The organism is Parasediminibacterium paludis (assembly GCF_042651445.1).
Classification (GTDB): Bacteria; Bacteroidota; Bacteroidia; order Chitinophagales; family Chitinophagaceae; genus Parasediminibacterium; species Parasediminibacterium paludis.
This window is the reverse complement of record NZ_JBHSDC010000012.1, coordinates 284,568-309,092: the sequence shown is the minus strand read 5'-3', so window position 1 is coordinate 309,092 and position 24,525 is coordinate 284,568. Positions and strand designations below refer to the sequence as shown.

At 36.4% G+C, this 24,525-nt stretch carries 20 protein-coding genes; 9 read left to right on the top strand and 11 right to left on the bottom strand.

The window, feature by feature from the left end; genetic code table 11:
- Positions 1-8: 8 nt before the first annotated feature.
- On the top strand, positions 9-305 hold the full coding sequence (locus tag ACFOW1_RS08125; protein ID WP_379013470.1) for a hypothetical protein: 297 nt from the start codon (positions 9-11) through the stop codon (positions 303-305).
- 69 nt (positions 306-374) lie between these two features.
- The gene (locus ACFOW1_RS08120; RefSeq protein WP_379013469.1) at positions 375-1,274 is read left to right on the top strand and encodes an MBL fold metallo-hydrolase; all 900 of its coding nucleotides are present in this window, start codon (positions 375-377) and stop codon (positions 1,272-1,274) included.
- A gap of 76 nt (positions 1,275-1,350) precedes the next feature.
- Here ACFOW1_RS08120 and ACFOW1_RS08115 read toward each other — a convergent pair whose 3' ends face one another.
- Both ACFOW1_RS08115 and ACFOW1_RS08110 read right to left on the bottom strand, forming a co-directional pair.
- A complete protein-coding gene (locus ACFOW1_RS08115; protein ID WP_379013468.1) occupies positions 1,351-1,971 on the bottom strand; it encodes a hypothetical protein in 621 nt (206 codons plus the stop codon).
- Between the two features lie 820 nt (positions 1,972-2,791).
- Positions 2,792-3,271 (bottom strand): YkgJ family cysteine cluster protein, encoded by a 480-nt coding sequence (locus ACFOW1_RS08110; protein ID WP_379013467.1) that lies wholly within the window; start codon positions 3,269-3,271, stop codon positions 2,792-2,794.
- Between the two features lie 66 nt (positions 3,272-3,337).
- Here ACFOW1_RS08110 and ACFOW1_RS08105 point away from each other — a divergent pair, with 66 nt between their 5' ends.
- Both ACFOW1_RS08105 and gcvP read left to right on the top strand, forming a co-directional pair.
- Positions 3,338-4,279, top strand: a complete 942-nt coding sequence (locus ACFOW1_RS08105) for a sterol desaturase family protein (protein WP_379013465.1) — start codon at positions 3,338-3,340, stop codon at positions 4,277-4,279.
- 730 nt (positions 4,280-5,009) lie between these two features.
- Positions 5,010-7,895 carry an aminomethyl-transferring glycine dehydrogenase gene (gene gcvP, locus ACFOW1_RS08100; RefSeq protein ID WP_379013463.1) on the top strand — a complete coding sequence of 962 codons (2,886 nt, stop codon included), beginning with the start codon at positions 5,010-5,012 and terminating at the stop codon, positions 7,893-7,895.
- Between the two features lie 53 nt (positions 7,896-7,948).
- Here gcvP and ACFOW1_RS08095 read toward each other — a convergent pair whose 3' ends face one another.
- The gene (locus ACFOW1_RS08095) at positions 7,949-8,527 is read right to left on the bottom strand and encodes a hypothetical protein (protein ID WP_379013462.1); all 579 of its coding nucleotides are present in this window, start codon (positions 8,525-8,527) and stop codon (positions 7,949-7,951) included.
- Between the two features lie 448 nt (positions 8,528-8,975).
- On the opposite strand from ACFOW1_RS08095, the gene ACFOW1_RS08090 reads away from it, so the two are divergent.
- The 5 genes from ACFOW1_RS08090 to ACFOW1_RS08070 all read left to right on the top strand — a co-directional run bounded on the left by ACFOW1_RS08090 (position 8,976) and on the right by ACFOW1_RS08070 (position 14,329).
- On the top strand, positions 8,976-9,941 hold the full coding sequence (locus ACFOW1_RS08090) for an L-threonylcarbamoyladenylate synthase (protein ID WP_379013460.1): 966 nt from the start codon (positions 8,976-8,978) through the stop codon (positions 9,939-9,941).
- A 219-nt stretch (positions 9,942-10,160) separates the two neighbouring features.
- Positions 10,161-11,384, top strand: coding sequence for a PKD domain-containing protein (locus ACFOW1_RS08085; RefSeq protein ID WP_379013459.1), 1,224 nt, complete (start codon positions 10,161-10,163; stop codon positions 11,382-11,384).
- Between the two features lie 69 nt (positions 11,385-11,453).
- Positions 11,454-12,686: a PKD domain-containing protein gene (locus ACFOW1_RS08080; protein WP_379013458.1), complete on the top strand. Its 1,233-nt coding sequence runs from the start codon at positions 11,454-11,456 to the stop codon at positions 12,684-12,686.
- 53 nt (positions 12,687-12,739) lie between these two features.
- Entirely contained in the window at positions 12,740-13,384 is a 645-nt protein-coding gene (locus ACFOW1_RS08075; RefSeq protein ID WP_379013456.1) for a class I SAM-dependent methyltransferase, read from the top strand.
- A gap of 93 nt (positions 13,385-13,477) precedes the next feature.
- On the top strand, positions 13,478-14,329 hold the full coding sequence (locus ACFOW1_RS08070; RefSeq protein ID WP_379013455.1) for a ParA family protein: 852 nt from the start codon (positions 13,478-13,480) through the stop codon (positions 14,327-14,329).
- A 160-nt stretch (positions 14,330-14,489) separates the two neighbouring features.
- Here ACFOW1_RS08070 and ACFOW1_RS08065 read toward each other — a convergent pair whose 3' ends face one another.
- From ACFOW1_RS08065 to ACFOW1_RS08030, 8 genes are all read right to left on the bottom strand, one after another.
- A complete protein-coding gene (locus ACFOW1_RS08065) occupies positions 14,490-15,083 on the bottom strand; it encodes an outer membrane beta-barrel protein (RefSeq protein WP_379013454.1) in 594 nt (197 codons plus the stop codon).
- A 393-nt stretch (positions 15,084-15,476) separates the two neighbouring features.
- The gene (locus ACFOW1_RS08060) at positions 15,477-16,205 is read right to left on the bottom strand and encodes a hypothetical protein (RefSeq protein ID WP_379013453.1); all 729 of its coding nucleotides are present in this window, start codon (positions 16,203-16,205) and stop codon (positions 15,477-15,479) included.
- Between the two features lie 201 nt (positions 16,206-16,406).
- Positions 16,407-17,780, bottom strand: a complete 1,374-nt coding sequence (locus ACFOW1_RS08055) for a hypothetical protein (RefSeq protein WP_379013451.1) — start codon at positions 17,778-17,780, stop codon at positions 16,407-16,409.
- A gap of 223 nt (positions 17,781-18,003) precedes the next feature.
- Complete coding sequence (locus ACFOW1_RS08050; protein ID WP_379013449.1) at positions 18,004-19,080, bottom strand: hypothetical protein; 1,077 nt, start codon at positions 19,078-19,080, stop codon at positions 18,004-18,006.
- Positions 19,081-19,245: 165 nt separating this feature from the next.
- A complete protein-coding gene (locus ACFOW1_RS08045) occupies positions 19,246-20,571 on the bottom strand; it encodes a vanadium-dependent haloperoxidase (RefSeq protein WP_379013448.1) in 1,326 nt (441 codons plus the stop codon).
- Positions 20,572-20,664: 93 nt separating this feature from the next.
- Positions 20,665-21,135, bottom strand: coding sequence for a hypothetical protein (locus tag ACFOW1_RS08040; protein WP_379013446.1), 471 nt, complete (start codon positions 21,133-21,135; stop codon positions 20,665-20,667).
- Between the two features lie 165 nt (positions 21,136-21,300).
- Positions 21,301-21,753 carry a DUF2721 domain-containing protein gene (locus ACFOW1_RS08035; protein ID WP_379013445.1) on the bottom strand — a complete coding sequence of 151 codons (453 nt, stop codon included), beginning with the start codon at positions 21,751-21,753 and terminating at the stop codon, positions 21,301-21,303.
- Between the two features lie 102 nt (positions 21,754-21,855).
- Positions 21,856-24,354 carry a TonB-dependent receptor gene (locus ACFOW1_RS08030; protein ID WP_379013444.1) on the bottom strand — a complete coding sequence of 833 codons (2,499 nt, stop codon included), beginning with the start codon at positions 24,352-24,354 and terminating at the stop codon, positions 21,856-21,858.
- Positions 24,355-24,525: the final 171 nt, after the last annotated feature.

Genomic DNA, 24,525 nt, shown 5'->3' with positions numbered 1-24,525 from the left:
TACTAGCTATGTTTCTCACAAAAGATAATTTAATTTTAGGTGTTGTGTTGGGTATGCTAGCACCATTTCTAGGGTTGCTCGGTTTTTATTTTGGTAAATTTAGTGCGCTTAGTTTTACAGATTTCTTACAATTTTTAGTCATTTACAAAACGCTTTTTACTGCGGTGATTAGTGTATCATTAATTGTAAATGCAGGTATTTTTACGCTTTACATCAACTTGGGGAAAGATAAAACGGCAATAGGCATTTTTGCTGCTACTTGTATCTATGCGATCGTATGTATTGTATTGAAGTTTTGGCTATAAAAGGTTTTGTTGAACGGTAGCGTAGGTTTCAAAAATGTTGCTATTTTCAACTTGTCAAAAACATCTATTATGCAACGCCGCTCATTTTTACGCACTTCTAGTTTATCAGTTGGTTTATTAGCGTTAACGCCTAAGGAATTGCTAGCCAACTTGCTACAGCAGCCAACTTTTAAAATAACCATGTTGCGTAACGATATAGGCATCTTTACCGAACGTGGCGGTACTATCGCTTTTCATGTCTCCAAAAAAGGTATCGTAGTGGTTGATTCTCAATTCCCTGACCAATCAAAACACTTAATTGACGAATTAAAAAAGCAACACGAGCAGCCGTTTACCTACCTTATCAATACACACCATCATGGTGACCATACAGGTGGTAATATTAGTTTTAAAGATATGGTTGGTCATGTGGTAGGGCATGAGAATTGCTTAATTAATTACAAACGTGTAGCCGCTGCGCAAAAAAATGAAGACAAGCAATTGTTTCAAGACATCACATTTACCGATACTTGGAAACAAAAAATAGGTAACGAACATATAAAAGCACAGTATTTTGGGGCTGCCCACACAAATGGCGATGTTATTATACATTTTGAGCATGCCAATATTGCACATATGGGCGATTTAATGTTTAATAGACGTTATCCTGTGATTGATAGAACTGCTGGTGCGAGCCTCAAGAATTGGATTCAAGTACTTGATAAAGCGTTAGTTACTTATGATAATGAAACAATATTTGTTTTTGGTCATGCTTTTGACCCTGAGAAAGTAACTGGCAATAAAGAAGATATTAAAGTATTTAAAGACTACATAGAAAAACTGTTAGCCTTTGTAGATGACGAAATAAAAGCTGGCAAAAGCAAAGACGAGATTGTAAAAGCCAAAGCCATACCTGGCGTTACAGAAATGCAAGGCACAGGTATTGATAGAAACTTGCAAGCGGCTTATGAAGAGTTGACGACTAAGTAGAGTTCCTTAGTTTTAAAATCAATTAAGTAGTTGCATTGCCTCATTAATAGTTCCATTAGAGTAATGCTAACAAGTTTTACAAAATAAAATTTACTTGCTTTGACACTGTCTCTGTATTATTAGATGCTATGCAACCAGTTAGCTCTTTAGTTTTGATACGGTTTAAATTTGTAATTATTACTGTAGCTTCACCATTTGAAATTTTACAAATGCCAAAGTCTGCACCAAAACATCTAATACCTCTACCGCCATATCTTTTTTGATAGGGTGGTTCGTAGACGGTTAATAATGTAGCAGCATCGTTCAAATAAAAAGACGTTACTTGGCTAAAGCGTTTACAACTTATAAGCATTGTATTTTTATCAATGGTAATTTTCTGTACTAGCTCGTAAAACAAATGATTGAAGAACAAAAAAAAGTTTATTGTTATTAAGGAGCCTAAAACGCATAATAGTAATGAGAAATAAGTAGTTTGTGGTACTAGTACAAAACCTAGATACACAAAAAAACTACCAAGTGCAAGCTGCATCGCGTTGTAAAATCCTAGACTAATTAAGTCTAAGAAAGTATATTCAAACTTTCTTTTTAAATATTTTTCTGACTTGTCATTTTCTTTTAGAAAATCATAAACTAGCGTTGTTGTGATGTAAGTAATAATAACACCTGCTACAAGCCCAATAATGGTTTCAGATTTCATAATGTTTTTTATTGACAAATTGATTACTAGCGCTTTAAAATAATTCTTGTACCATTATTTATTCTAACATAAAGATGGTACTATTACAGGATAATAACTTAGTATATTAAATCGAATAAGCTCATATGAAAAATATATTTTATTGTTAGCCCCGTAATAATTAATAAAGGAATTGGCATGCTTAAAAATATGATTACTTTTTTCGAATTCTGCTTTTGAATTAATTTGTCTGTTGACTTAAATCGATTGTAGATTTCTATGTATCTATTGTTGTCAATAAAATAGAAGTAATAGATAGAAAATGCAATTACTGGTATCAAAAATTCATATTTCATAAGCAATGCATTGTAAGCAGGGTGAAACGAGGCAACAAAAATAAATCTTGCTAATATTGTCCAAAGCCATGTACTGAAGCAAAGTACTGCAATAGCCCTTTGTTCGATTGGCAGCGCTCTCGAAGATGTTTTTTCCTGAAAAGCAAACCCGTCCTTATAAAATAGATTATACAAACAGAAGAAGTAATAGTGAATCCTTCCCATAATTTTAAACATTATAGTAAAGCTAATGAACTTGTAAGCTTTGGCATCCATCCTCACGTAAATTATACTAGAAAAAAAGTAAATAGTGAGCATATAAACCAAGGTTTAGCATTACTGCTACTTACAATATAATACTAAAATTTTATAAGGTGTAATTGAGTAAAATAATTTTCGCTGTTTCAGCATCAATTTCTAAAACATCTTTTTCCACCACCCGCACTAGCTGTGACATTTTATTTTGTCACAAAAACCCTAAGCAATTTGTTTATTAAAACTGAACACTAAGGCATCAATTTTTCCAATACAAAATATACGGCCGGGCAGAAGGTGGCATTTTTAAGTGTAATGGCGGGTCTTTTTAGTAATACATCTTCATCGGTGTAAGGAAAACGGTGACAGTCGCTTGGTCTTTGTTCGTAAATGCTGCAATAATTATCGCTGCCTAAAAATGGGCAAGGGGAAGATTTTACGACATAATCACCATCGCTGTCTAAGTTTAAGTAGGTATCAATAAATACACTTTCACGCAGTTTTAAATGCTTGCTGATGCGTTTAATATCGGTGGTTTTAAAACGTGGGCTGTAGTTTTTGCAGCAAGCAGCACAGTTGAGGCAATCTATTTTTTTAAAAGCTTGTTCGTGTAAATCGGGCAAAGCTTTTAAAACTTTGTTTTTATCGGCTCTTTGCAAGAAGTTTTTGTATTGTTTGGTGTGGTCTTTACTTTTTTGCTCCCAATTGTCCAAACTTACGTCCTCAGCCATACTTAACAATTTAATAGAAATTTATGTGCTTTTGTAATCCTTACTTTGTAACACATACAAAACTACATGGAAGCAATAAGCGAGCAATGGCTGATTTTAATATCTACACCAATTTATTTGGTATTAATTGCTACCGAATTATTATTATCGCATTGGCAACATCGCAAAAACTACACACTAAAGGATACAATTGTAAACATATACTTGATGCTGCTAAATGGGAGTATCGATTTGCTGTTTCGTGTGATGTATTTAGGAGTATTTGCTTATTGCTTTAATCATAAACTTATTAATTGGCAGCAAGGCTTACTGTATTGGGTACTATTGGTGCTTGCAGAAGATTTCTTATATTATTGGCTACACCGTTTCGATCATGAAATACGCTTTTTTTGGGCAACGCATGTAACACACCACAGCAGTCAAGTAATGAATTTTACAGTCGGTTTTCGCTCTTCTGTGTTCCAACCTTTATACCGCTTTATTTACTTTATTCCCTTGCCCTTGCTAGGATTTAAGCCACTAGATATAGCGTTTGTTTATAGTGCTACGCAAATTTGGGGCATTTTTGTACATACAGAATTGATCAACAAAATGGGCTGGTTGGAATATGTGATGGTGACACCATCGCATCATAGGGTGCACCATGCCAGTAATCCTAAATATTTAGACAAAAACATGGGTATGTTTTTAATCATTTGGGATAAATTATTTGGTACGTTTCAAGCAGAATTGCCTGTAGCAGAGTACCAACCAATACAATATGGACTTACGAAAAATATAGACAACCCCAATGCTGCAACTATTGTTTTTCACGAATGGCAGCAGATAATTAAAGACATTTCGCAACAAGATATTACATGGATTCAAAAGCTGCATTATGTGTTTGGGCCGCCAGGTTATAGCCACGACGGGAGTCGACAAACGAGCGAAGAAATGAGAGCGGCTGAGCGAGAACATACCTATCATTTGCCTCCTCAAAATGCTTCAGAATTAGATTTTTCGAGGTGAAAAATCGCTTTTTTAGAAATGTGGATAAAATTTAAAAAAATCGTCTGTAAATAAATATTGTGTTATTAACTCTTTTTCGGCGTTTCTAAGCAGTATAAAGTACTATTAGTGTGATTTTCTTTAGCGAAACTTTATTTTTTGAGGTCTAGGCCACTTTTAACATCGAATTATTTTTTTTATAATAAGCTAGTTTCCCACAATTTAAAGTTGGTGTAAACTAATTGTTAATTTTTTATCCAAATTTGCTTCAACGATTTAATATCGACTGTATCACACAACCCGAAACGGTTTGCAAAATACATTGGATATTATGAAAACTTTGGCCTCTAACGATTTACTTGCTTGCTGCTTAAATTACAAATGCCTCTAACTTGTTGGAGGCATTTGTAGTTAATAGATAATTTCTAAAAATTTCTATGCTTTTGCGATATTTCCTCAAATTTTAAACCCTATACGCTTGCAATTTTTACAAGTATTTGCTTACTAATTAATGAAATTTTAAAAGCAAATACGATTTGTACCAAGTTTCGCACATTAAAGCTCGCTCGTTTTAACAAACTACCCGATAGCACGTTATAGAATATTACATTTGCAGCCTCAAATTGGCTCACTTCGACAAAAGCTCACTAGTATCTAAATTGTACAAGAGTCCGCCTGCGGCGAAACGAAGTTAAATTGAATCCTGATAGCTATCGGGGCGACAGCTAGTAACATACATAAAACACACGCTATGAATTTGTTTCAACAGCAAAACACAGAATTTCAAAGAAGACACAACGGACCAAACAGTACCGACACCGAAGCCATGTTGCAAACCATTGGCGTGCCAAGTATAGAAGCCTTAATTAGTAAAACAGTACCCGCCTCTATTCGCTTGAAGGAACCGCTTAACTTGCCTGAGGCAATAAGTGAGTACGAGTATTTACAGTCGTTAAAAGAAATTGCTGCTAAGAACAAATTGTATAAAACATATATCGGCCAAGGTTATTACAACACGATTACACCAAGCGTCATTCTACGCAATATTTTCGAAAATCCAGGTTGGTATACACAATACACGCCTTACCAAGCCGAAATTAGTCAAGGCAGATTGGAGAGTTTATTGAACTTTCAAACGATGATATGCGACTTAACAGGTCTAGCTATTGCTAATGCCAGCCTGCTAGATGAAGCCACTGCAGCCGCTGAAGCAATGGCTATGTTGTTTCACCATGTCAACAAAACCGACAAAGCCGAAAAGCCCAAGTTTTTTGTTGACGAGTTAACCTTTACACAAACCAAAGATGTATTAATTACTAGAGCTTTCCCGATAGGTGTGGAATTAGTTTTTGGCGACTATAAAACCGCACAAATTGATGATACTTATTTTGGTGCATTGGTACAATATCCCAACAGTAACGGTAGCATAGAAGATTATAAAACCTTTATAACTGAAGTACATGCCGCGAAAGGTTATGTGGTGATGGCGACCGATTTATTGGCTTTAACTTTATTAACTAGCCCAGGTGAATTAGGTGCAGATGTGGCTGTGGGTTCGGCGCAACGTTTTGGCGTGCCATTGGGTTACGGCGGTCCTCATGCGGCATTTTTTGCTACGCAAGATGAATTTAAACGTGGTATGCCTGGTCGTTTGATTGGTGTAAGTATTGATGCGCAAGGCAACAGAGCGTTGCGTATGGCTTTGCAAACAAGAGAGCAGCACATAAAACGTGAAAAAGCAACCTCTAATATTTGTACTGCACAAGCATTATTAGCCAATATGGCTGTGATGTATGCCGTATATCATGGGCCAAAAGGTTTAAAAAATATTGCAGAACGCGTGGCTACATTGGCTTTGGTATTAAGCAAAGGCTTGGCAGCATTAGGCTTTGAAAATATTAATTCGGCTTATTTTGATACGGTAGTTATAAAAGTAGATGCTGAACAATTGCGCCCAATTGCGCTACAAAACAAAGTGAATTTCAGGTATATTGATGCGAACCATGTAGGCATTTCTTTAGATGAAACCACTTCACAAAAAGACATACTTGATATTGTGTATGTATTTGCGCAATTGAAAGGCTTAAACGAAGCAGAAATTGAGTTTGATAGCGATGATACATTGACTTCATTACCTGCTTTTGCAACACGTACTTCTGCTTATTTAACACATCCTGTATTTAACATACATCATAGCGAAAGCCAAATGATGCGTTACATTAAACAACTAGAAAACAAAGATTTATCGTTAAATACAAGCATGATTTCGCTTGGAAGCTGTACCATGAAATTGAATGCTGCTACAGAAATGATACCAGTAAGCTGGCCAGAATTTGGTGGTATTCATCCATTTGTACCAGCTAGCCAAACAGAAGGTTATCAGCAAATCATAGATGAATTATCTGAATACTTGTGTACCATTACTGGTTTTGATGCTTGTAGCTTGCAGCCAAATAGTGGGGCACAAGGCGAATATGCAGGCTTATTAACCATTATGGCTTATCATAAAGCCAATGGTAATGCACACAGAAATGTAGTATTAATTCCTATTTCTGCACATGGCACTAATCCTGCAAGTGCGGTAATGGCGGGCATGAAAGTAGTGGTAGTAAAAGGTACGGAAGAAGGCCATATTGATGTGGCTGACTTAAAATTAAAAGCTGAACAATACAAAGACACTTTGGGAGGTTTGATGGTAACTTATCCATCTACACACGGTGTATTTGAAGAAACCATTAAAGAAATTTGCGGTATTATACACGAGCTTGGTGGTCAAGTATATATGGATGGTGCGAATATGAATGCACAAGTAGGTTTAACCTCACCTGCTGAAATTGGTGCTGATGTGTGCCACTTAAACTTGCATAAAACATTTGCTATACCGCATGGTGGTGGTGGTCCTGGCATGGGCCCAATATGTGTGCGTGAACATTTAGCGCCGCACTTGCCAGGTCATTATACTGGCAACCAACAACTAGCAACTGGTAACGGCTCTGTCTCCGCTGCGCCTTATGGTTCTGCATCTATTTTGCTTATTAGCTATGCTTATATTAAAATGCTAGGCTTTGATGGTGTAACCATGGCTACAGAATACGCTATTTTAAACGCTAACTACATGAAAGCAAGATTGGAGAAATACTATCCAATTTTATATACTGGCACAAACGGTACGGCAGCACATGAGTTTATCATCGATTTGCGTCCGTTTAAAGCAACAGCAGGTGTAGAAGCCGAAGATGTGGCGAAGCGTTTAATAGACTATGGTTTTCATGCGCCAACCATGAGTTTCCCTGTGGCAGGAACGATTATGATAGAACCCACAGAAAGTGAAGACAAAGCAGAACTAGACCGCTTCTGCGATGCGATGATTGGTATTTATGATGAGATTAAAGCCATTGAAGCAGGTAAATTCGACAAAACAAATAACCCGCTAAAAAATGCGCCACATACACAAGCGGTGGTTTGTGCCGATACTTGGGATTTGCCTTATAGCCGTAAAGAAGCAGCATTTCCTCTGTACTATGTTACCTTAAATAAATTCTGGCCTTCTGTTGCACGTATTAACAACACCTATGGCGATAGAAACTTGGTATGCACTTGCGAGCCAATCGAAAGCTATATGGAAGCAGAAGCTTAGTAGAAAAATGTGTCATGAATTAGGAAGCCCTGCTGAAAAGCGGGGCTTTTTATTTACCATTTCAATCGCTGCCAAATTTGCTCTTTTTTCATGGCTGCAATAGCTGCTTTTACATCGCCTTTCTTGTCAAACACACCGTATTCAGGGTTCTCTCTTCCTATTTTGTAATAAGCTATTTTGCCGCATTGGTATTTTGATGTAGTTAAAGTAGTGGCTTTATTAATAGTATCTTTTAAAATAAACTCAGGTTTAGCTAAGCCAAGAGAATCTTTAGGGTCATCAAGGTTATGCTCTTTAATAATTTGTTTACCATCAAAATGAAGGGTTATTGACGTATCATTAGCTTCGTAAACGCCTTTTAAATAAGAATCACTTTCTAGGCAATAAGCAATGTACACAAAGCGCTTATCATCAATAAACAATAAATCACTTGCACAGCAATCACACTCAATTTCAATTTCGCATTTTGATGTGTTAAAATAGGGGCCAATGGACATGGCTTTATTGCTCAAGTCTCTTTTTTGGGTAATTATTGCTAATTTGTTTTTTGGATTTTTTATTGTGGCGTTGGTTTCAAATAAGCTGCAAGCACTTATCCAACTGCAAAAAATAATTAGTAAATACTTGTTCATAGATATTGTTAATTCGATGTTATTATAAAAGTATGAGAATTTGCCATACTATTAAATTTAATGATATAAAAAGTATAGATTTTTAGACCTTGACCATTAGACCTTGAAGGTTTCAAAAAACCTTCAAGGTCTAAAACCTCAGCTTCACCATAAAATAGCAGAGCGCCGCCAAGAAACGGTTAAGAGTCACTCAAAAATGGGTAAGAGGCACTCAAAAATGGCAGAGCGCCACCAAGAAACGGCTGAGGGTCACTCAGAAATGGCTGAGGGTCACTCAGAAATGGTTGAGAGGCACCAGAAAATGGGTGAGGGGCACTAAAAAATGGCTAAGAGGCATTCAGAAACGGCCGAGCGGCAGCCCCTTGTTATTTTACACAAATGCCCAAATACGCAACAAGCACAATAAACCACCACAACCTAGTATTTTTGCGGCTTTAGCAAGGTATTTATGCAAACAATTATTGGTACAGATGTGCAAGCTGCAGCGCAAATTTTACAGCAGGGGCAATTGGTAGCCATACCAACTGAAACGGTATATGGCTTGGCTGCCAATGCATTGGATGAAAAAGCCGTGGTACAAATTTTTGACGCTAAAAACAGACCGCGTTTTAATCCGCTGATTATGCATGTGGGCAGTATATCGGCTATCTCACAATATGCTATTATGAATGATTTAGCCCAAAAACTCGCCCATGCCTTTATGCCCGGCGCTTTTACGTTGCTATTACCCAAACTACCTGTTGTGCCAGATTTGGTAACGGCAGGTAGCCCAAAAGTGGCGGTTCGTATGCCTAACCATGCGCTGACGTTGGCGTTATTACAGCAATTGCCTTTTCCATTGGCGGCGCCAAGTGCCAATGTGTTTGGCTATGTAAGTCCAACTACCGCTCAGCATGTGTACGACGGCTTGAGCGGGCGAATACCCTATATTTTAGATGGCGGTGCTTGTACGGTAGGTGTAGAATCAACCATTGTAGAAGTGGTGGCGGATGCAGTGGTGGTTCATCGGGTAGGTGGTGTTAATATAGAAGCTATAGAAGCTTTGATTGGTAAGAAAGTGCAATTACCTGCAACCACCGTCCATAAGCCAGTAACTTCTGGTCAATTGAAAAGCCATTACGCAACCACAACCCCTTTAATTCGTGGTGATGTGAAGGCATTGTTGGCCGAATTTGCAGATAAAAAAGTCGCCATTATTGGTTTGAATACATATTACGAAGGCCTACCCAAGGCACAGCAATATTTGCTATCGGTAGATGGTAATTTGACAGAAGCTGCACAACATTTGTTCAATGTGATGCGTCAGCTAGATGGTAAAGGCTACGACGTGATAATTGCTGAAGTTTTTCCTGATGAAGGGCTAGGTAAAGCCATCAACGATAGGCTTGAAAGGGCACAAGTACTGCATAAATAAGTAGCATTGCTGCAATGATTTGATTGCTTACAATGATTAATTGAATGTATCATAGACGATTGTGATTACTTAGACCTATGCAATAATGTTCATACTTGTAGTACTATGTTGTAAATTATCTACAAATGCATCAAATTGGTGCTGAAAAGCATCCTATAGTGGTAGCTTACATTAATAGTTTAGTTACTTTGCATGAGATAACCCAATAGTATGAAAAGTATGCCTCGAATATTGTTTCTTTTATTAGCTTTTTGCGGGTTAATGGTGGCCTGTAACAAAGGGGTAGATACGCCTGCCAATACTGAAACTGTAACGCCTGTGGTAGGTGGTACCACGTCGCCTTATAAAGATACGGTGTCTGTAACGCTAGGCACCGTAACACTTACATACAGCAAAACTTCGGCTTGCTACCCAAGCAACGAGATTTTTGCATTTACAGCTACTGCATCAGGCTTGCCTAGCGGTGCAACTTATAATTGGGATTTCGGCGATGGCCATACTTCTACAGGTATTAACGTAAAAAATATTTATGAGACTACGGGCTCATACACAGTAATATGTACTATTAAAAATAGTGCGGGTGCTGTACTTAGTGCTACTACGGTAAATGTAAAAGCTTGGGGGCAGCAAGTAACACCGCATGCCGTTTTTAGTAGTCAGATTTACGATGTGAACTATGTGAATAATATGGCTTTTACTAGCCAATCATCGGTACAGCGTGGTACACTTACCAACTATTTTTGGGATTGGGGTGATGGTACAACCACCAGTACTGCCAATGCTTATACGCCACATAATTTTCCGCAAGTTCCTAATGATGTCGTGTATCCTGTAAAACTCGTGGCTACAGCCAATTCTGGATGTAAAGACACGGCCGTAGTATCCGTACCAGTAGCAGCTGTGTATGCTCCAAGTGGAGGTTTCGATGCGGTGAGTTATGATGTATGTTCGAACGAATATTTCATATTTACCCCAAATGTTACAGGCATACCAAGTGGTTGCGTGTTTACATGGGATTTTGCTGATGCAAGTGGCACTGCAACTGGCAATCCTGTGAAACATTATTTTACTTATCAAAATAATTATGATATAAAAATGACGGTTACTTATAAGGGCAATATTATTTACAAAACCAATAAATCAATAAGGGCACAAGGTCAAAATGTAAGACCTGTGGCTTTGTTTATCAAAAATGTAAAATCGGAGGACGCAACTAGTGTTACTTGGGCTTTTTATAGCCAAGCTAATATTCCACATGGGTATTTTACAGGGTATCGATGGGAATTTTCTAATGGTACAATTGATGATAATTTGAATAACTATATAGAGCAGACCTACACCAAAACTACCACTAGCCAAACACAAAGTGTACGGTTTATTGTTACGGGCAATAGTGGCTGTAAGGATACTGCTAATGGTACTTTTGTAATACCATCATTATAAAAAAATGCCAAAGAGGCTGAAGCACTGAGCAAAAGAATGCACTCGCTTGGATAAATGAGAAGTTAATTAATGCGAAAAATAATTACATATGGTGGTATGGTTTTCCTGCTTGCAGTAATGGCAACTTCGTGCAATAAAAATAACACAACATCTAACAATGCAGTTGATTCAACCGCCATTATTGGTACAGTCACTACGTCGCATGATACAACCATTGTAACCGTTGGTTCGGTAGAAATTCGCTATAGTAAAACGGCACCTTGCTATCCAAGTACGGAGTTATTTACATTAACCGCTAGTACCACCAATTTGCCAAGCGCTGCCACTTTTAACTGGTATTTCGGCGATGGCAATATTGCTACTGGTAAAACGGTACAGCACGGCTATGATGCGCCGTCGCCCTATGTAATACGGTTAGATGTAAAAGATACCTCTCAAAATGTTATTGCTACGGCTACGTTTCCTGTAAAAGCTTGGGGGCAGCAGCTAAAGCCGGTTGCGATTTTTTCATATAAAAATGATTTTAACGATAATCTTAATTATATCACTTTTAATAGTGCTTCAAGTGTTAATCGTGGCGCATTGGTACAGTACCGCTGGAATTGGAATGATGGCAGCAAAATAGATACCGTAGCAAATGGCTTAATAAGACACCAATTTCCAAGTGCCACTACCGATATAGTGTATCCTGTAAAGCTTACTATACAAACCGATGCGGGCTGCACTGCAGATACAACAGTGAATGTAACCGTATTGGCTAATTATCCCATTACTGGCGATTTTAATGCCGTGGATTATGATGCTTGTACGAACGAATATTTTTTATTTACACCTACCGCTACCAATGTACCATCGGGCGCTTATTATGTTTGGAATTTTTCTGACGGCAGAGGCGATACCACCGCACCCTACCCAATTAAATACGTGTATCAATATATGAACGATTACGATGTAATAATGACCGTGGTTTTAAACAATAGGGTAATTTACAAAACACATAAACTGGTGAGTGCCAAAGGCAGCAATCCAAAGCCGAAAGCGAGTTTTTATACCACTTTGGTAAATAATACAAGTACCACTACTACCTATAGTTTTAATAGCCAATCTACCATTACGCATGGCGGAATTAGTGCGTTTTTGTGGGATTTTGGCAATGGTACTACTGACAATAATTACAGTAGTTTTATAGAAAATGTATACACCAAAACCACTGTTGCTACTAATTATACGGTACGCCTAATAGTACAAGGCAACGGCTGTGCAGACACTACCTACAGAACAGTGGCGGTAGGGGCAAAATAACTGGCAATGGATACTGATAGGAATGATGCAGCATGATTGATTGAATGCTTTGAATGACAGAGATGAATTTTACAAAATACCTACAAACGGTTCCATTACACAACGGTTCATTCGATTTGTTTGTGCCGCTACAATCAGATATTCAGCAAGCTTATTTAGAACAAAAATCAGTTGATGCCAATGCAGATTTTCCTTATTGGGCAAAGGTTTGGCCGAGTGCCATTGGCTTAAGTATGTTTTTGCAAGCACACCCTCAATTACTACAAGATAAGCAGGTGTTGGAATTGGCTGCAGGCTTAGGTCTACCATCTTTAGTGGCAGCAAAATATGCCCAAAGTGTTTGTTGCAGCGATTATGTAAAAGCACCGCTAGACTTTGTAGAAGCCTCAGCAGATCATCATCAACTTACTAATATTGATTATCAAATAATTAATTGGTTTACGGTACCATCCACTATTACCGCCGACGTTCTTTTACTAAGCGATATTAACTACGAGCCTGCTGCTTTTGCTGTACTTTTTGAGATGATACAAGTTTTTCTTGCGAAGCAAACAACTATTATTTTAAGCACACCACAGCGACTATTGGCCAAACCATTCATTGCGCAGTTGCTAGCATTTAGCACCTTCCAAACAGAGATTGAAGTACTTGAAAACGGTGTATCTGTTTGGGTACAAGTGCTATTATTGCAACAATAATAAAGGATATATGCGGCTAAAAAAGCTTCATGTTTACTATGTCATAAAATTGTTGTTACCTTTAGCAAAACCTTTTTTGCCCACAACCCCAACATGAAAACAATTGCCATATACAACATTAAAGGTGGTGTCGGTAAAACTACCACAACTATTAACCTAGCGTGTTTGCTTGCAAAGATGAATTTGAGTGTGTTGGTGTGGGATTTAGATGCGCAAGGTGGCACAAGTTTTTTCTTCGACAAAGAGCATCAAAACAACCAAAATTTCGGTAAACTTTTTAGTGGCTATATTTCTATTTACGACGTCATTAAACCTGCAGATACTTATCATATTGATATTATTGCGAATGATACGCTTTTTTCAGATCAGTTTATTAATCATGCTTCGCAACTTACTAAGCTCGATTTTTTTAGTAACCAATTGGTAAAAAATGTATTGTCTAAAGTAAATGACGACTATGATGTGGTCATTATCGATTGCCCTCCAGGAAAATTTACTATGCACGACAATGTGTTTTGTGCAACAGATCTTTTATTAGTACCCAATATTCCTGCCCCACTATCGATGTATTGCAACGATATGTTGCTAGCTGCCATGCAAAAACTACAACCTTCTAAAACAAAAATTTTTAGTTTTTTTAATTTGGTACAAATGCAAAAGAAGTTGCATAAAACGTACTTAAATAGTGAATCTTCTTTGGTACATCAGTTAGAAAATTATATTCCTTTTTATACAGAAATAGAAACAATCAGCCAAAGTAAAACATCCATTTTTCACCAGTTAAAAGATTCGAAATCCATTTTGTATTACGAGAATCTTTGGGATGAAATTTGTATAAAAATGGGTTGGGATATGTTTAGGGTATACAGAGGCAGAGTAGTAGAGTTAAATCCTGAATCTGCGATTACTTACTCGGAAATAGCTATGATATCTCAGTCTTTGTAATTGCACACCAATCCCGCTTATCAAAACCCAAGATTATTTTGTGAATAAAACCAATACTTAAAGTTTGGATTTTAAAATTAGCTCTTTTGCTAAAGCATATTTTTAAGTAATTGAAAGGCAGTCTTGTATCGCCTGCCCTTCAACCGTAAAATAACAAATATTACTTGCGAGATTTACTTGGCAAATCAAGACTTACGCCAATGGTATGAAAAAGAAATGTGGCTTTTTCGTTTGGTATGTCTATGTCTATTTTATCGGCTTTGGTATGGTGAAATCCTTCCTGAAAATTTAACCTAACAGACGAGCTAAGATTAATATTAACACCACCACCATACGATGGTGCCATAATATTGATGATATCAGATTTAATATTTGAGTTTTTATCGTAAAACAAAGTACCTGCGCCTACCATTAAGTAAGGCTTTACAACAGCATTTCTGTTTAGTAGATACAAACGCACACTTAATAAAGCAGTAGAAAAATAATTAACAAAGTGAGTATTATTCTTATTTATTCCTAAGCCGCCGCGTGCTACTAAGAGATTTACATCAATTTGTTCAGAAATGTATCTCGTAACGCTTGCACCTGTTACTACATTCATTTGCGAATTGAACTTGTAAAAATTATTACCCAAACTGCCCTTGTATTGTGTAATACCAGCCACTATGCCAACATTCCATTTAGCATCTTTCGTTTGTGCTTGTAGGTTCGTAGCAATTAGTGCTATTGAACATGTAACTAAAAATCGTTTCACTGTTAAAATATTAATGAAATGCAAAGGTGCTTTACCTATTATGCTTTATTGTTACACATTTATATTTAAAAGTTATAACATTAACACTAGTACGTTTAAGTGTATGTGAGTTAATACTAGAAAGTTATTTTTAAGAACTTGGTTACTATACTATCATTTCCTATCTAACAGATATTTACCATTTATAGATGTAATCTTCTTATTTTATTTCATTCTAGGTTTATCAATTGATTTTTTGTACATTTTTTGTTAATAAAGGATGCTTTTTTTACTTCGTATTTAGAATGTTGGTAGTAGCATTCATCAATTCTCAATCGTTTGTGTGATAACAACCAATAATAAAAACGCCTCTTGAATTGAATCAAGAGGCGTTTTATTTTTATAGTTTAATCCTTACTTCTTCTTTTTCTTACCAGAATTTAGCAATGTGTTTTGCAGATTGTTGTAGATAACAGTTTTGTAATTAATGGTATCTAATAAGGCGTTGTTTTTAGCCCTTAGTGATGAGATTTCATTCATCAATGAATCTTTTGTATAATTCCATTGTGATCTGTAAAAACCAAGTGAGTCAAATTTTGGCGCAGAAACTACTGGGGCGGTTACTACTGGTAAATTCGCTTCTCTCACAGGTGTCATACTAGGTGTAATATCTGCCAGTTTGGAAAGGCTGCCCGATACAGGTGTTACGCGAATATCTCCTAACGACACATTACTTATTCTATTAACATACTTAGGTATTTTGGCATATTTTACACCAGCACATTCTGCAGCGCTTACCCAGCCGCTTTGTCCGCTAGCTTTGGCTTTATCATTATCACTGCCTGCATTTATTTCGCCTGGCGCTAATGTAAGTTTAAAACGTGTAGATACAATATTGCCGCAAGTGGTTCTAGCAGTCATAATGCCACTTACTGTAACGGCCACTTTATTATCATTACGTAAGTACACCAAAAAACCTTGGCCGCTAGATAAACTGTATTCATGGGAGCCTGGTGCAAATAAGACACCTGATACTATTTGGCTAACATAATTTTTCCATGGACTATTATCTTGCCCGATAGCAGTGATACAAACCATTACAAATAGTATTGTGCTGCTGATTATTTGATACAAACGTTTCATAAAGTTCTTTTGAAAGAGTGAATAGGTGAAAAACGCATTTCATAGAGGATTGGATTTGTAAGGTCTTAATTCTTTAGTAGAATTAGCATCGTTAATACTGTGAAACGTAATTAATACCATGATTATTATGAAAAGCCAGGTTATAATTTCGTCTTTTGTCAAATTTATTAATTTTTACGATTTGGATAACCATTGATATTATCATTTTAATCTAGAAAAGGTACCCAAAATTCTAATACTAAAATAATTCTGCTGACCATTGAAAAAAGTGGCATATTTCTGTGTACCCTGATTTAAATAGTCTGAACTATAACTAAAATTTAAACGCCATTTATTAGCAATTTCGGCATCAATTGCGGCAACAAGGGACGGTGCTGTGCCTGTAATTTTTGCGTTCGGATTATCCCAATACACACCTGGTTGAATCCAAAATTTATTGTACTTTCCTAGAAATCTTAAGCCTGCCCCATATTTTATCAAATTATAGTTATAATCAGCACTATTCACACTTTCATTCCAACTACCATTTCTACCAGTATAATTACCAGTTAAAGCTAATTTTACTGGTAAGGTGTTATTTAGACCCGCCAAAACGCATGCATTAAGGCCATAGGTTAAATGGCTACCGGTTTGGTTGTTTAAAAAATTTATACCATAAGATACAAATGGACTTAGTTCTAAATTTATTTGCTTATCGTTAAATAGTTTCGCTAATAAACCTAATTGCAATACTTGATGAGATGTACTGTAAGTATATGATGCCCGATACATTGCAACGCTGGTATCATAATTTGCAATTAGAGGTAATTTATCCCAGCCTAAACCACCCAATATACTCAACGACCAAGGCTTAACGGTTGTTGCTACTTTTGAAATAACAGGTTTGCTAATTGCTACGGGGTTTAGCATTTTTTCGGGCGAGTTTCTTCTGCTTAAACTATCCAATAAAATAGCATTCATATTTTTCAATTGAATAATTTGTAGCATCAAAGAATCTCTTGTGCTGTACCAATTATTTCTGTAATATGCTGTTGAATCAAATTCTGGTGTAAGTGTTTGTACTACAGGCTCTTTAAATATTTTAGTAATAGTTGGTGTGGGTACATCTGTGTTATTATTACTTGCATTACTTAGTGGCGATACTTTTAAATCGCTAACAACGACATTGTTAATACGGTTAATATAATCGTATGATTTACCTAATCTCACACCTCCACAATCTGCCTCAGTTACTACACCAGTTTGTCCTGTAGAAGATGTTTTATCGAAATTACTGCCCGACGAAGATTGTCCTGCTAATAAATTAACATTAAATCTTGTTGTTACATTTTTACCACAAGTTGTTTTGGCGGTAAGCAAACCAGTTACGATTACGCCTTCTTTATTTTGATTTTTTAAATATACTGCAAAGCCTTGACCACCAGACAAGCTATATTCATGACTGCCAGGTACAGCCAGTACACCGTTCACAATTTGGTCGGTATAAGTTTTCCAAGGACTATTTTGCTGTGCTTTGATAGATACTGAAAAAATTAGTAAGAGGGCACTACTAATTAGTTGAATTAAGGGCTTCATGAGTAAGTTATTAATCTTTGCAAATATTTGTAAGACTATTTTAGTTTAATAGTATGTCAATGGTTTGTAAGAACGCCATTCCTCGATAAGTATTATTTGCTATAAACGCATTAGCTAAGTACATATTGTGTTTACGTTTTTTAAATGAATATGAAGCCTTAAAAATAAAAAGCGCACTCTTTCGAGTACGCTTTACTAGCTTAAAGGGGCTAAAAAATTTCTTTTAGAACTTAAAACTTACGCCCACATTAATGGCATAATCTGCAAATGCAGCATCGCCTTGGGTATACTTTCCTGTCAATTGTGTTGTTATTTTATCAGGAACACTTTGTGTTCTATTGCGTATTAATGCAATAGGTACATTGGCAAAAAATATGGTTGTTTTAGTTTTGTAAGTAATCCCTGGCTCTACAGAAATAATATAGCCTGGGCGACGAAAACCATTACTACCACCTATAAGATCATGCACTGGTAAGCATTCATCTCTTACACCAAGCGATGCAGATATTTTATTAAAATTGAAATTTGCACCAAAACGAACCATCATTTGGTCAGGAACACTCATAACCTCACTTCCATTAGCAATACTTGCTGCGCTAGGTGTACCGCCACGTGCTGTAGATACACCATTGGTTTCTCTTGGGTTAATCAAGTAATAAAATGTACCATAAAAGCCCACTTTGTGCGACAAATTATAAAAACCATTTAACTCTGTAGTAAAACCTGTGCCGCCGTCGCCCAACTGAATAGATTGGTCTACAGGGCCATACAGTCTTACGCCAGGCGTTGTGGTATAAAAATAATCTTGGTATTTATAATCGCCAGTTGGTAGCTTTAACCCTAAGCCAAATTGAATATTACCTTTATGTGAAGTAGCAGGGTTTAATAACATTCTATATACTGTAAACCGAACATCACCTACACCAAAAGAGGATGTGGTATGGCGCTCTAAACCACCATGCTCGTACAACGACGAACGTGTGTTAGAATTAATGGGTAAATTAAAACTTAAAGACCATCTGCTATTTAATTTTTTCGTTATGGAAATATCTGCAGTGTAAGCATGATTAATTACTTCTGTGCCAAGAGCTGCACGTTGCTTTTGCTCTACTGTGCCTATAAAATGCTTATACGAATCATAGTAGCGATTGTTAATGCTTAATTGCCAGGTAGTTGTATCTGCTTGCATACTGCCTAGCATACACATGCCGCCTACGCCACGAATAGCTACGCAACCTTGTGCTTGTAATTGATGGTTTAATATTACGATTGTAAAAAGTATGATGATAATTTTTTTCATGATTGTTTATTTATGATTTTTAAAAAAATATAGGCATTGTAAAGACTTACAACGCCTTTACGAACCCTAAACCAAAATCCAATAAGCATGTAGTGATATAACTATATAAACGCATTTATGCAAGCCAATGACTATATGTAGTTTTTGGATTTAGATAGCAAATAGCTATTTTTTCATCTTTAATTTTTGTACTACAAATTGCCCAACTTTTTTGCCTTGTTCTGTACTTACTATACATGAGGGATGAAAGTGAATACCGCCATAAAACCTAGCCATATTGTTTTCTAAGGCGGCGTCTCTAAAAGATTTGAAACTTCTGTTCTTAATGCCGAACTCAAGCTCTGTGCTATCTGTGTAAGCAAAGTTGTCTCCAAAAATATCTGTCAATGCTTCGGCGGCGGCAGACGAAATAGTAGAGTGTCCACAGGTATATTCAGGAAAGGCTGGTGTTTGTAAATAAGGGCGCCACTCTGGGTCAATATACTTATTAATTACTGTTTCTGGGCGCACGGTATTATAGGTATACTTTGCGTTCCAGCATTGTATGAAGGCATCAAATAATGCAATTGATGTTCTAGCGTAAGCAAATACGGTATTAGCATAATCTACTTTAGCTGTTTTTGCTGCAATGCCTATTACACTCATCCAGTGTCCAGAAGGTGAGAATTTTTTTGTGGCAAACATTAAATGACCAGATACATTGAGTTTAAATGGATTGTCGTCCCAGAATTCAGCTATATGCTTTTGCTCGTCAGTAAGGCTATCAACTGCATGTTTTAAAGCCATCACTTGTTGATAATAAGCACTGTTTTTATCAGTAATATTGAACGGAATTGGCGGCGGCGCGATAAACTGTGATGCGCTGTCAATAGCCAAAGTTCTTATTTCTTTCCAGTGTGGTTCAGCAGCTTGAGCGTACATTGGTGGTGTAGGTACCCAACGACCAGGAATATCTTTTACAGTATATTTTTCAGCACTACGTGTTTGTGCATAGTTGTCTTTTTTACTCCAACGAATAATACTCATACTCATACTGTCAGCAAAAGTTTGAGAGGCTTTTTCTACAGCTTTGGGCAAGCCTTTATCTCTTGCCACTTGTAAAATGCTATCTCTGAACATCTGCATGCTACCCTCAGGAAATGTAACTGCCTCACCTACTTTTACATAGGCTAAAAAAGCAGCCAATTCGTAATCAATCGGTTCTGCTGTGTTTGGCTTTGCCACTTCTTTTAAATCATGAATTTGATTTATAAGCGATTGATATTTACTAGGATAGCCAGCCGCTACTATTTCGTATGCTGCAATTGCTGCATAGGTATAGTTACGCGCTGCGATCATTGGCGGAAAATTATTGCCCATTACCACACTGTTTAATTCATGTACGGTATTGGAAAATAATTGTGGGTCGTGTAAAAAAGTTTTGTATTCGTTGTTGGGTTTACATGCAAATAAGGATACTGCTACGCAAAAGCATATAAGGAAACGTTTCATCTTTTAGATTAAATTTTAAGCCATAGAAAATTAACTGCTACCCCAAAAATGGGTATACAGTAGTTGGGAAAGGATAATTTTTGACAATAAAAATTACGCTTGCGGTGGCCTTATTAATTGCTGTAAATGGGTATTAGTAGTGATGTTGTGAACGGTGGCATTGTAGGTTTTGCCATTGGCTATAGCCAATATTTGCCATTCTATAATATGGTTTACAAATTCTTCAGCAGCAAATTTTGCGGCAGTATTGTTTGTTTTTTTTGAATTGTTGTGATTAGCTACATCGGTGGTTTTGCTAAGATAATCGTTTGCCTTTTGGGCTATTGTATTGCGTTCTGTGTGCCGAATACATTGCAAATACATAGTATCTTTTTCTACTTTACGTTGCACATATTTGTATGTTTCACCAGCAACAGTAACTTCCCCGTCTACACGTTCATAGCCGCTCCAGTTGGTTTGGTATGGTAAGTTGATAGGTATTTTTACAAGAAATAAATCGGCTTCGTTGTAAGTTTTATTATCTAACGCAGCTTCTAAATGTTCGTCTGCTTGTTGCAAGCGCATATTAACTACTAATCTGTATCCAATAGTATTGAACAGAAAAAGGCATAATAATGATATGGTGGCTATTTGGCGAAGCATTCGTATAACAAAGTAAGCCCGTAAATGCTTAACAATTCATTATCATTTACTCAAAATACAAAAAAATGTACACCGCAAACGTTTTCGCTAGTCTTTATCACGGTCAAATTTCTTTTTTAGGTATTGCAAAACGGTAGGATCTTCTAATCCTTCCATATCACTCAGTTCTAGTTCTAGTGCTTTGGTACTTAGCTGAATTTCTAGTAATGATAGTGCTAGTGAAGCTGCAAATAAGAGTAAACTACCTGCAAAGATCCATCTTGCAATTTCAAAATGCTCTATATAAATAAAATACATGCATAGCAAGCTGCCTAAAAAAGTAGTTACACCAAGCGCCTGCATATTTTTAATAAGTTTTAAGCGATATCTCAGATTTTTTATTTGCCCATGAATAATCTGTTTTTGTTCATTATCGGCGGTATACTTATCGTGTAATTGTCTAATGCGACTGGATAATGCCAAAAATCGGTTGGTATAAGCCAGCATAATTAAGCTAATAGCAGGAAACAATAGGGCAGGGGTATTAATTGTAATATCCATGAAGGCAAGATACAAAAAATGGCGAAAGTGGAAACCTATTGAAAAGGTTAGAAAACTTATGACTTGTTACGGTACATAAATTTTCTAACCTTGTATGGCGCTTTAAAAACTTAATGGAAAATTAATTTTCAGACTAATATTTCTACCCATATTATAAATTCCGTTAACACCTGTAGTTGGATTTGGATATGATGTAAAATATTTCAAACGGCTCAAATGGTCTTGATAAGCCACATCAAACAGGTTATTACCCATGATATAAACGCTAAATACAGGCTTGTTGAGTTTATTGGTAAATGTGCCGCCAAAACCTGCATTAAACAACGTATAACCTGGTGTTACTGTTTCTGTATTATAAGCTGTGTAAACTCTGTTTTGAGTTGCGTAATACTCGGCTTGTACTTTTACAAAGCCTTTAATAAAGTGTGCATTTTTTGCATTAAAATCAAAACGCAACTCAGACATGCCATGTACAGGAGGTATAAATGGCAAATATTTTTCCGAATCGGCTACGGCTTTAGCGCCTTTTATCCCTTTGTTATCACCGTATACTATGGATAAGCTATTTTCGAAGTGTAATACTTTTATGGGATGTACATCTAGGCTAATTTCACCACCATATAAATTTGCCCGCGATGATTGAAACTTAAATGTTTGAGGTGCATTTACACTTGTAACAGAATCTGCCCCTGTATAGCTTAATAATTTTTGATTGTAAATATAATTATTGATATAATTTGTAAATAAGCTTGCTTCGGCAGTAATGTATTTAGAACTGTATACAAAACCAATATCTTCTTGTAAATTAAATTCAGGCTTAAAGTCAGCATTACCAATCTGATAAAAATTCGTTCCTGGATGTACGCCATTGGCAGATATTTCAGAAATATTCGGAGCTCTAAAACCTCTACCAATATTAGCTTTCATAGAAAATTTTTCAGAGAAATTATAGGTAAAACCTAAACTACCAGAAAAGCCAGAAAAGGTTTTTGAATAATTGGCGAAAACATTAGTAGCACCCACTGTGTCTTGGCCATAAACGGGCATGTCAAAGCCAGTAACAGGATTGGCAGTCGTATACATGGCATCATTTTTAAACGAACGAATATCGAATCGTGCACCCGCAGCAATATCTAATTTACCATATGATTTTTTGGCTGTGATAAATGGTCCAATATCAAATTGGTGGTAGTTTGGAATGATAAAATCTGTACCATTTGAAGATGTATTTTGTTGATACATACCATTAATACCTGTGGTAATATTCCAATTATTAAATTCTCTGAATGAATATTTTAAATCGTATGTAAATGATGTTAATTGTAAATATAAACCCGGTATGGTAAACAATATTGGATGGCTATATTCTCTCCTAATACTGTGTTGATAGCCAAAGTTGACGCTCAAATGGTTACCATTTCCTACCACGATGTTATTGTTCCAATACACCCTGTAATGTTGTACGTGCTGGTGAATTTTTTCAATTTTATAGCTCTTCAAATCGGCATCAGATACAATTTGTCTTGCAGTGTCAATTTCTGTAATCTGTCTTGTAAAGCGATAACTGGCGCTATCTCTGCTACCATCAGGTATTTCTTGCAAATCATCAAACAATATAAAATTCATATGGGAGTAGCCCCATTTACGATGCAAACCAATAGAAGCACTTGCGTCAGTCTCGTTAAATGCTGTACCAAATACGCGACCATCATATTTATTTTGATAATTGGTGGCTTGCTTGTGAGAAATGCGCCCCATCCATTCAAAGCCATTTTGGGTACTGCCTAGCATTGCGGAGCCACCAATAAATTTATTGTTGGTTTGATAATCTAACACTACATCGCCTATCGTTTTTCCTTCAGGTGCAGGTTGTTTTGGTATCAAGTTTACAACACCAGCCAAAGCATCTGAGCCATAACTTAAACTAGCAGGTCCTTTTATTATTTCTATTTTATCAACCCCGTATTGATCTACCTCAATACCATGTTCATCTCCCCACTGTTGTCCTTCTTGCCTTACGCCATCATATAAACTTAAAATTCTATTATATCCTAAGCCTCTTATAAATGGTTTAGATACGTTGGGACCAGTAGTTACAGCACGTACACCTGGTATTTTTGCAATCGCATCAATTGCATTGGTATATAAATTAGTAGTTAAATAATCATGGCTTACCGTCACAATTGGTACGGGGTCTCTTTTAATAAGTGTAGCCTTAGAAACTCCAGTAACTACTACATCCCCAACTTCTGTAAAGCTTTCTATTAGCTGAAAATCGTGGGTAGATTGATTTGATAAAACGATGTTCTGTGACACAGATTTGTAGCCAATACTTTTTACTTCTACCAAATAATTGCCACTTGGTAGGTTATAAAATTGGTACTTACCCATGCTATTGGTAGTAGTACCTAACTTTAAATCTACAATGTACACAGTTACACCTTCTAATAATTTACCTTTTACATCAGTTATCTTCCCATATAATGCTGCAACATTGGCATTAGTGTTTTGCTTTTTAGACACCAGAGGCACATTTTGAGCCAAAATGAGGCTAGGCACTGCATTTAAAACCACTATAAGTGGATAGATAAGTTTCTTCATACTTTTAAATATTTGTTACGTTGTTGCAAATATAGGAATGCTTTTATTATTTGCAACATTATTGCAAATAAATGATGCATTCAGTATTTACAAAGCAGCAAACCTATTTCAGAAAGTATCAATTTTAAAAAATTGTTAATTTTATCAGAGTTAAACTTTCAAGTATATTAT

Coding starts and splice junctions, on each gene's coding strand:
- ACFOW1_RS08125 (WP_379013470.1), top strand. CDS start 9: ATGTTTCTCACAAAAGATAATTTAATTTTAGGTGTTGTGTTGGGTATG.
- ACFOW1_RS08120 (WP_379013469.1), top strand. CDS start 375: ATGCAACGCCGCTCATTTTTACGCACTTCTAGTTTATCAGTTGGTTTA.
- ACFOW1_RS08115 (WP_379013468.1), bottom strand. CDS start 1,971: ATGAAATCTGAAACCATTATTGGGCTTGTAGCAGGTGTTATTATTACT.
- ACFOW1_RS08110 (WP_379013467.1), bottom strand. CDS start 3,271: ATGGCTGAGGACGTAAGTTTGGACAATTGGGAGCAAAAAAGTAAAGAC.
- ACFOW1_RS08105 (WP_379013465.1), top strand. CDS start 3,338: ATGGAAGCAATAAGCGAGCAATGGCTGATTTTAATATCTACACCAATT.
- gcvP (WP_379013463.1), top strand. CDS start 5,010: ATGAATTTGTTTCAACAGCAAAACACAGAATTTCAAAGAAGACACAAC.
- ACFOW1_RS08095 (WP_379013462.1), bottom strand. CDS start 8,527: ATGAACAAGTATTTACTAATTATTTTTTGCAGTTGGATAAGTGCTTGC.
- ACFOW1_RS08090 (WP_379013460.1), top strand. CDS start 8,976: ATGCAAACAATTATTGGTACAGATGTGCAAGCTGCAGCGCAAATTTTA.
- ACFOW1_RS08085 (WP_379013459.1), top strand. CDS start 10,161: ATGCCTCGAATATTGTTTCTTTTATTAGCTTTTTGCGGGTTAATGGTG.
- ACFOW1_RS08080 (WP_379013458.1), top strand. CDS start 11,454: ATGCGAAAAATAATTACATATGGTGGTATGGTTTTCCTGCTTGCAGTA.
- ACFOW1_RS08075 (WP_379013456.1), top strand. CDS start 12,740: ATGACAGAGATGAATTTTACAAAATACCTACAAACGGTTCCATTACAC.
- ACFOW1_RS08070 (WP_379013455.1), top strand. CDS start 13,478: ATGAAAACAATTGCCATATACAACATTAAAGGTGGTGTCGGTAAAACT.
- ACFOW1_RS08060 (WP_379013453.1), bottom strand. CDS start 16,205: ATGAAACGTTTGTATCAAATAATCAGCAGCACAATACTATTTGTAATG.
- ACFOW1_RS08055 (WP_379013451.1), bottom strand. CDS start 17,780: ATGAAGCCCTTAATTCAACTAATTAGTAGTGCCCTCTTACTAATTTTT.
- ACFOW1_RS08050 (WP_379013449.1), bottom strand. CDS start 19,080: ATGAAAAAAATTATCATCATACTTTTTACAATCGTAATATTAAACCAT.
- ACFOW1_RS08045 (WP_379013448.1), bottom strand. CDS start 20,571: ATGAAACGTTTCCTTATATGCTTTTGCGTAGCAGTATCCTTATTTGCA.
- ACFOW1_RS08040 (WP_379013446.1), bottom strand. CDS start 21,135: ATGCGCTTGCAACAAGCAGACGAACATTTAGAAGCTGCGTTAGATAAT.
- ACFOW1_RS08035 (WP_379013445.1), bottom strand. CDS start 21,753: ATGGATATTACAATTAATACCCCTGCCCTATTGTTTCCTGCTATTAGC.
- ACFOW1_RS08030 (WP_379013444.1), bottom strand. CDS start 24,354: ATGAAGAAACTTATCTATCCACTTATAGTGGTTTTAAATGCAGTGCCT.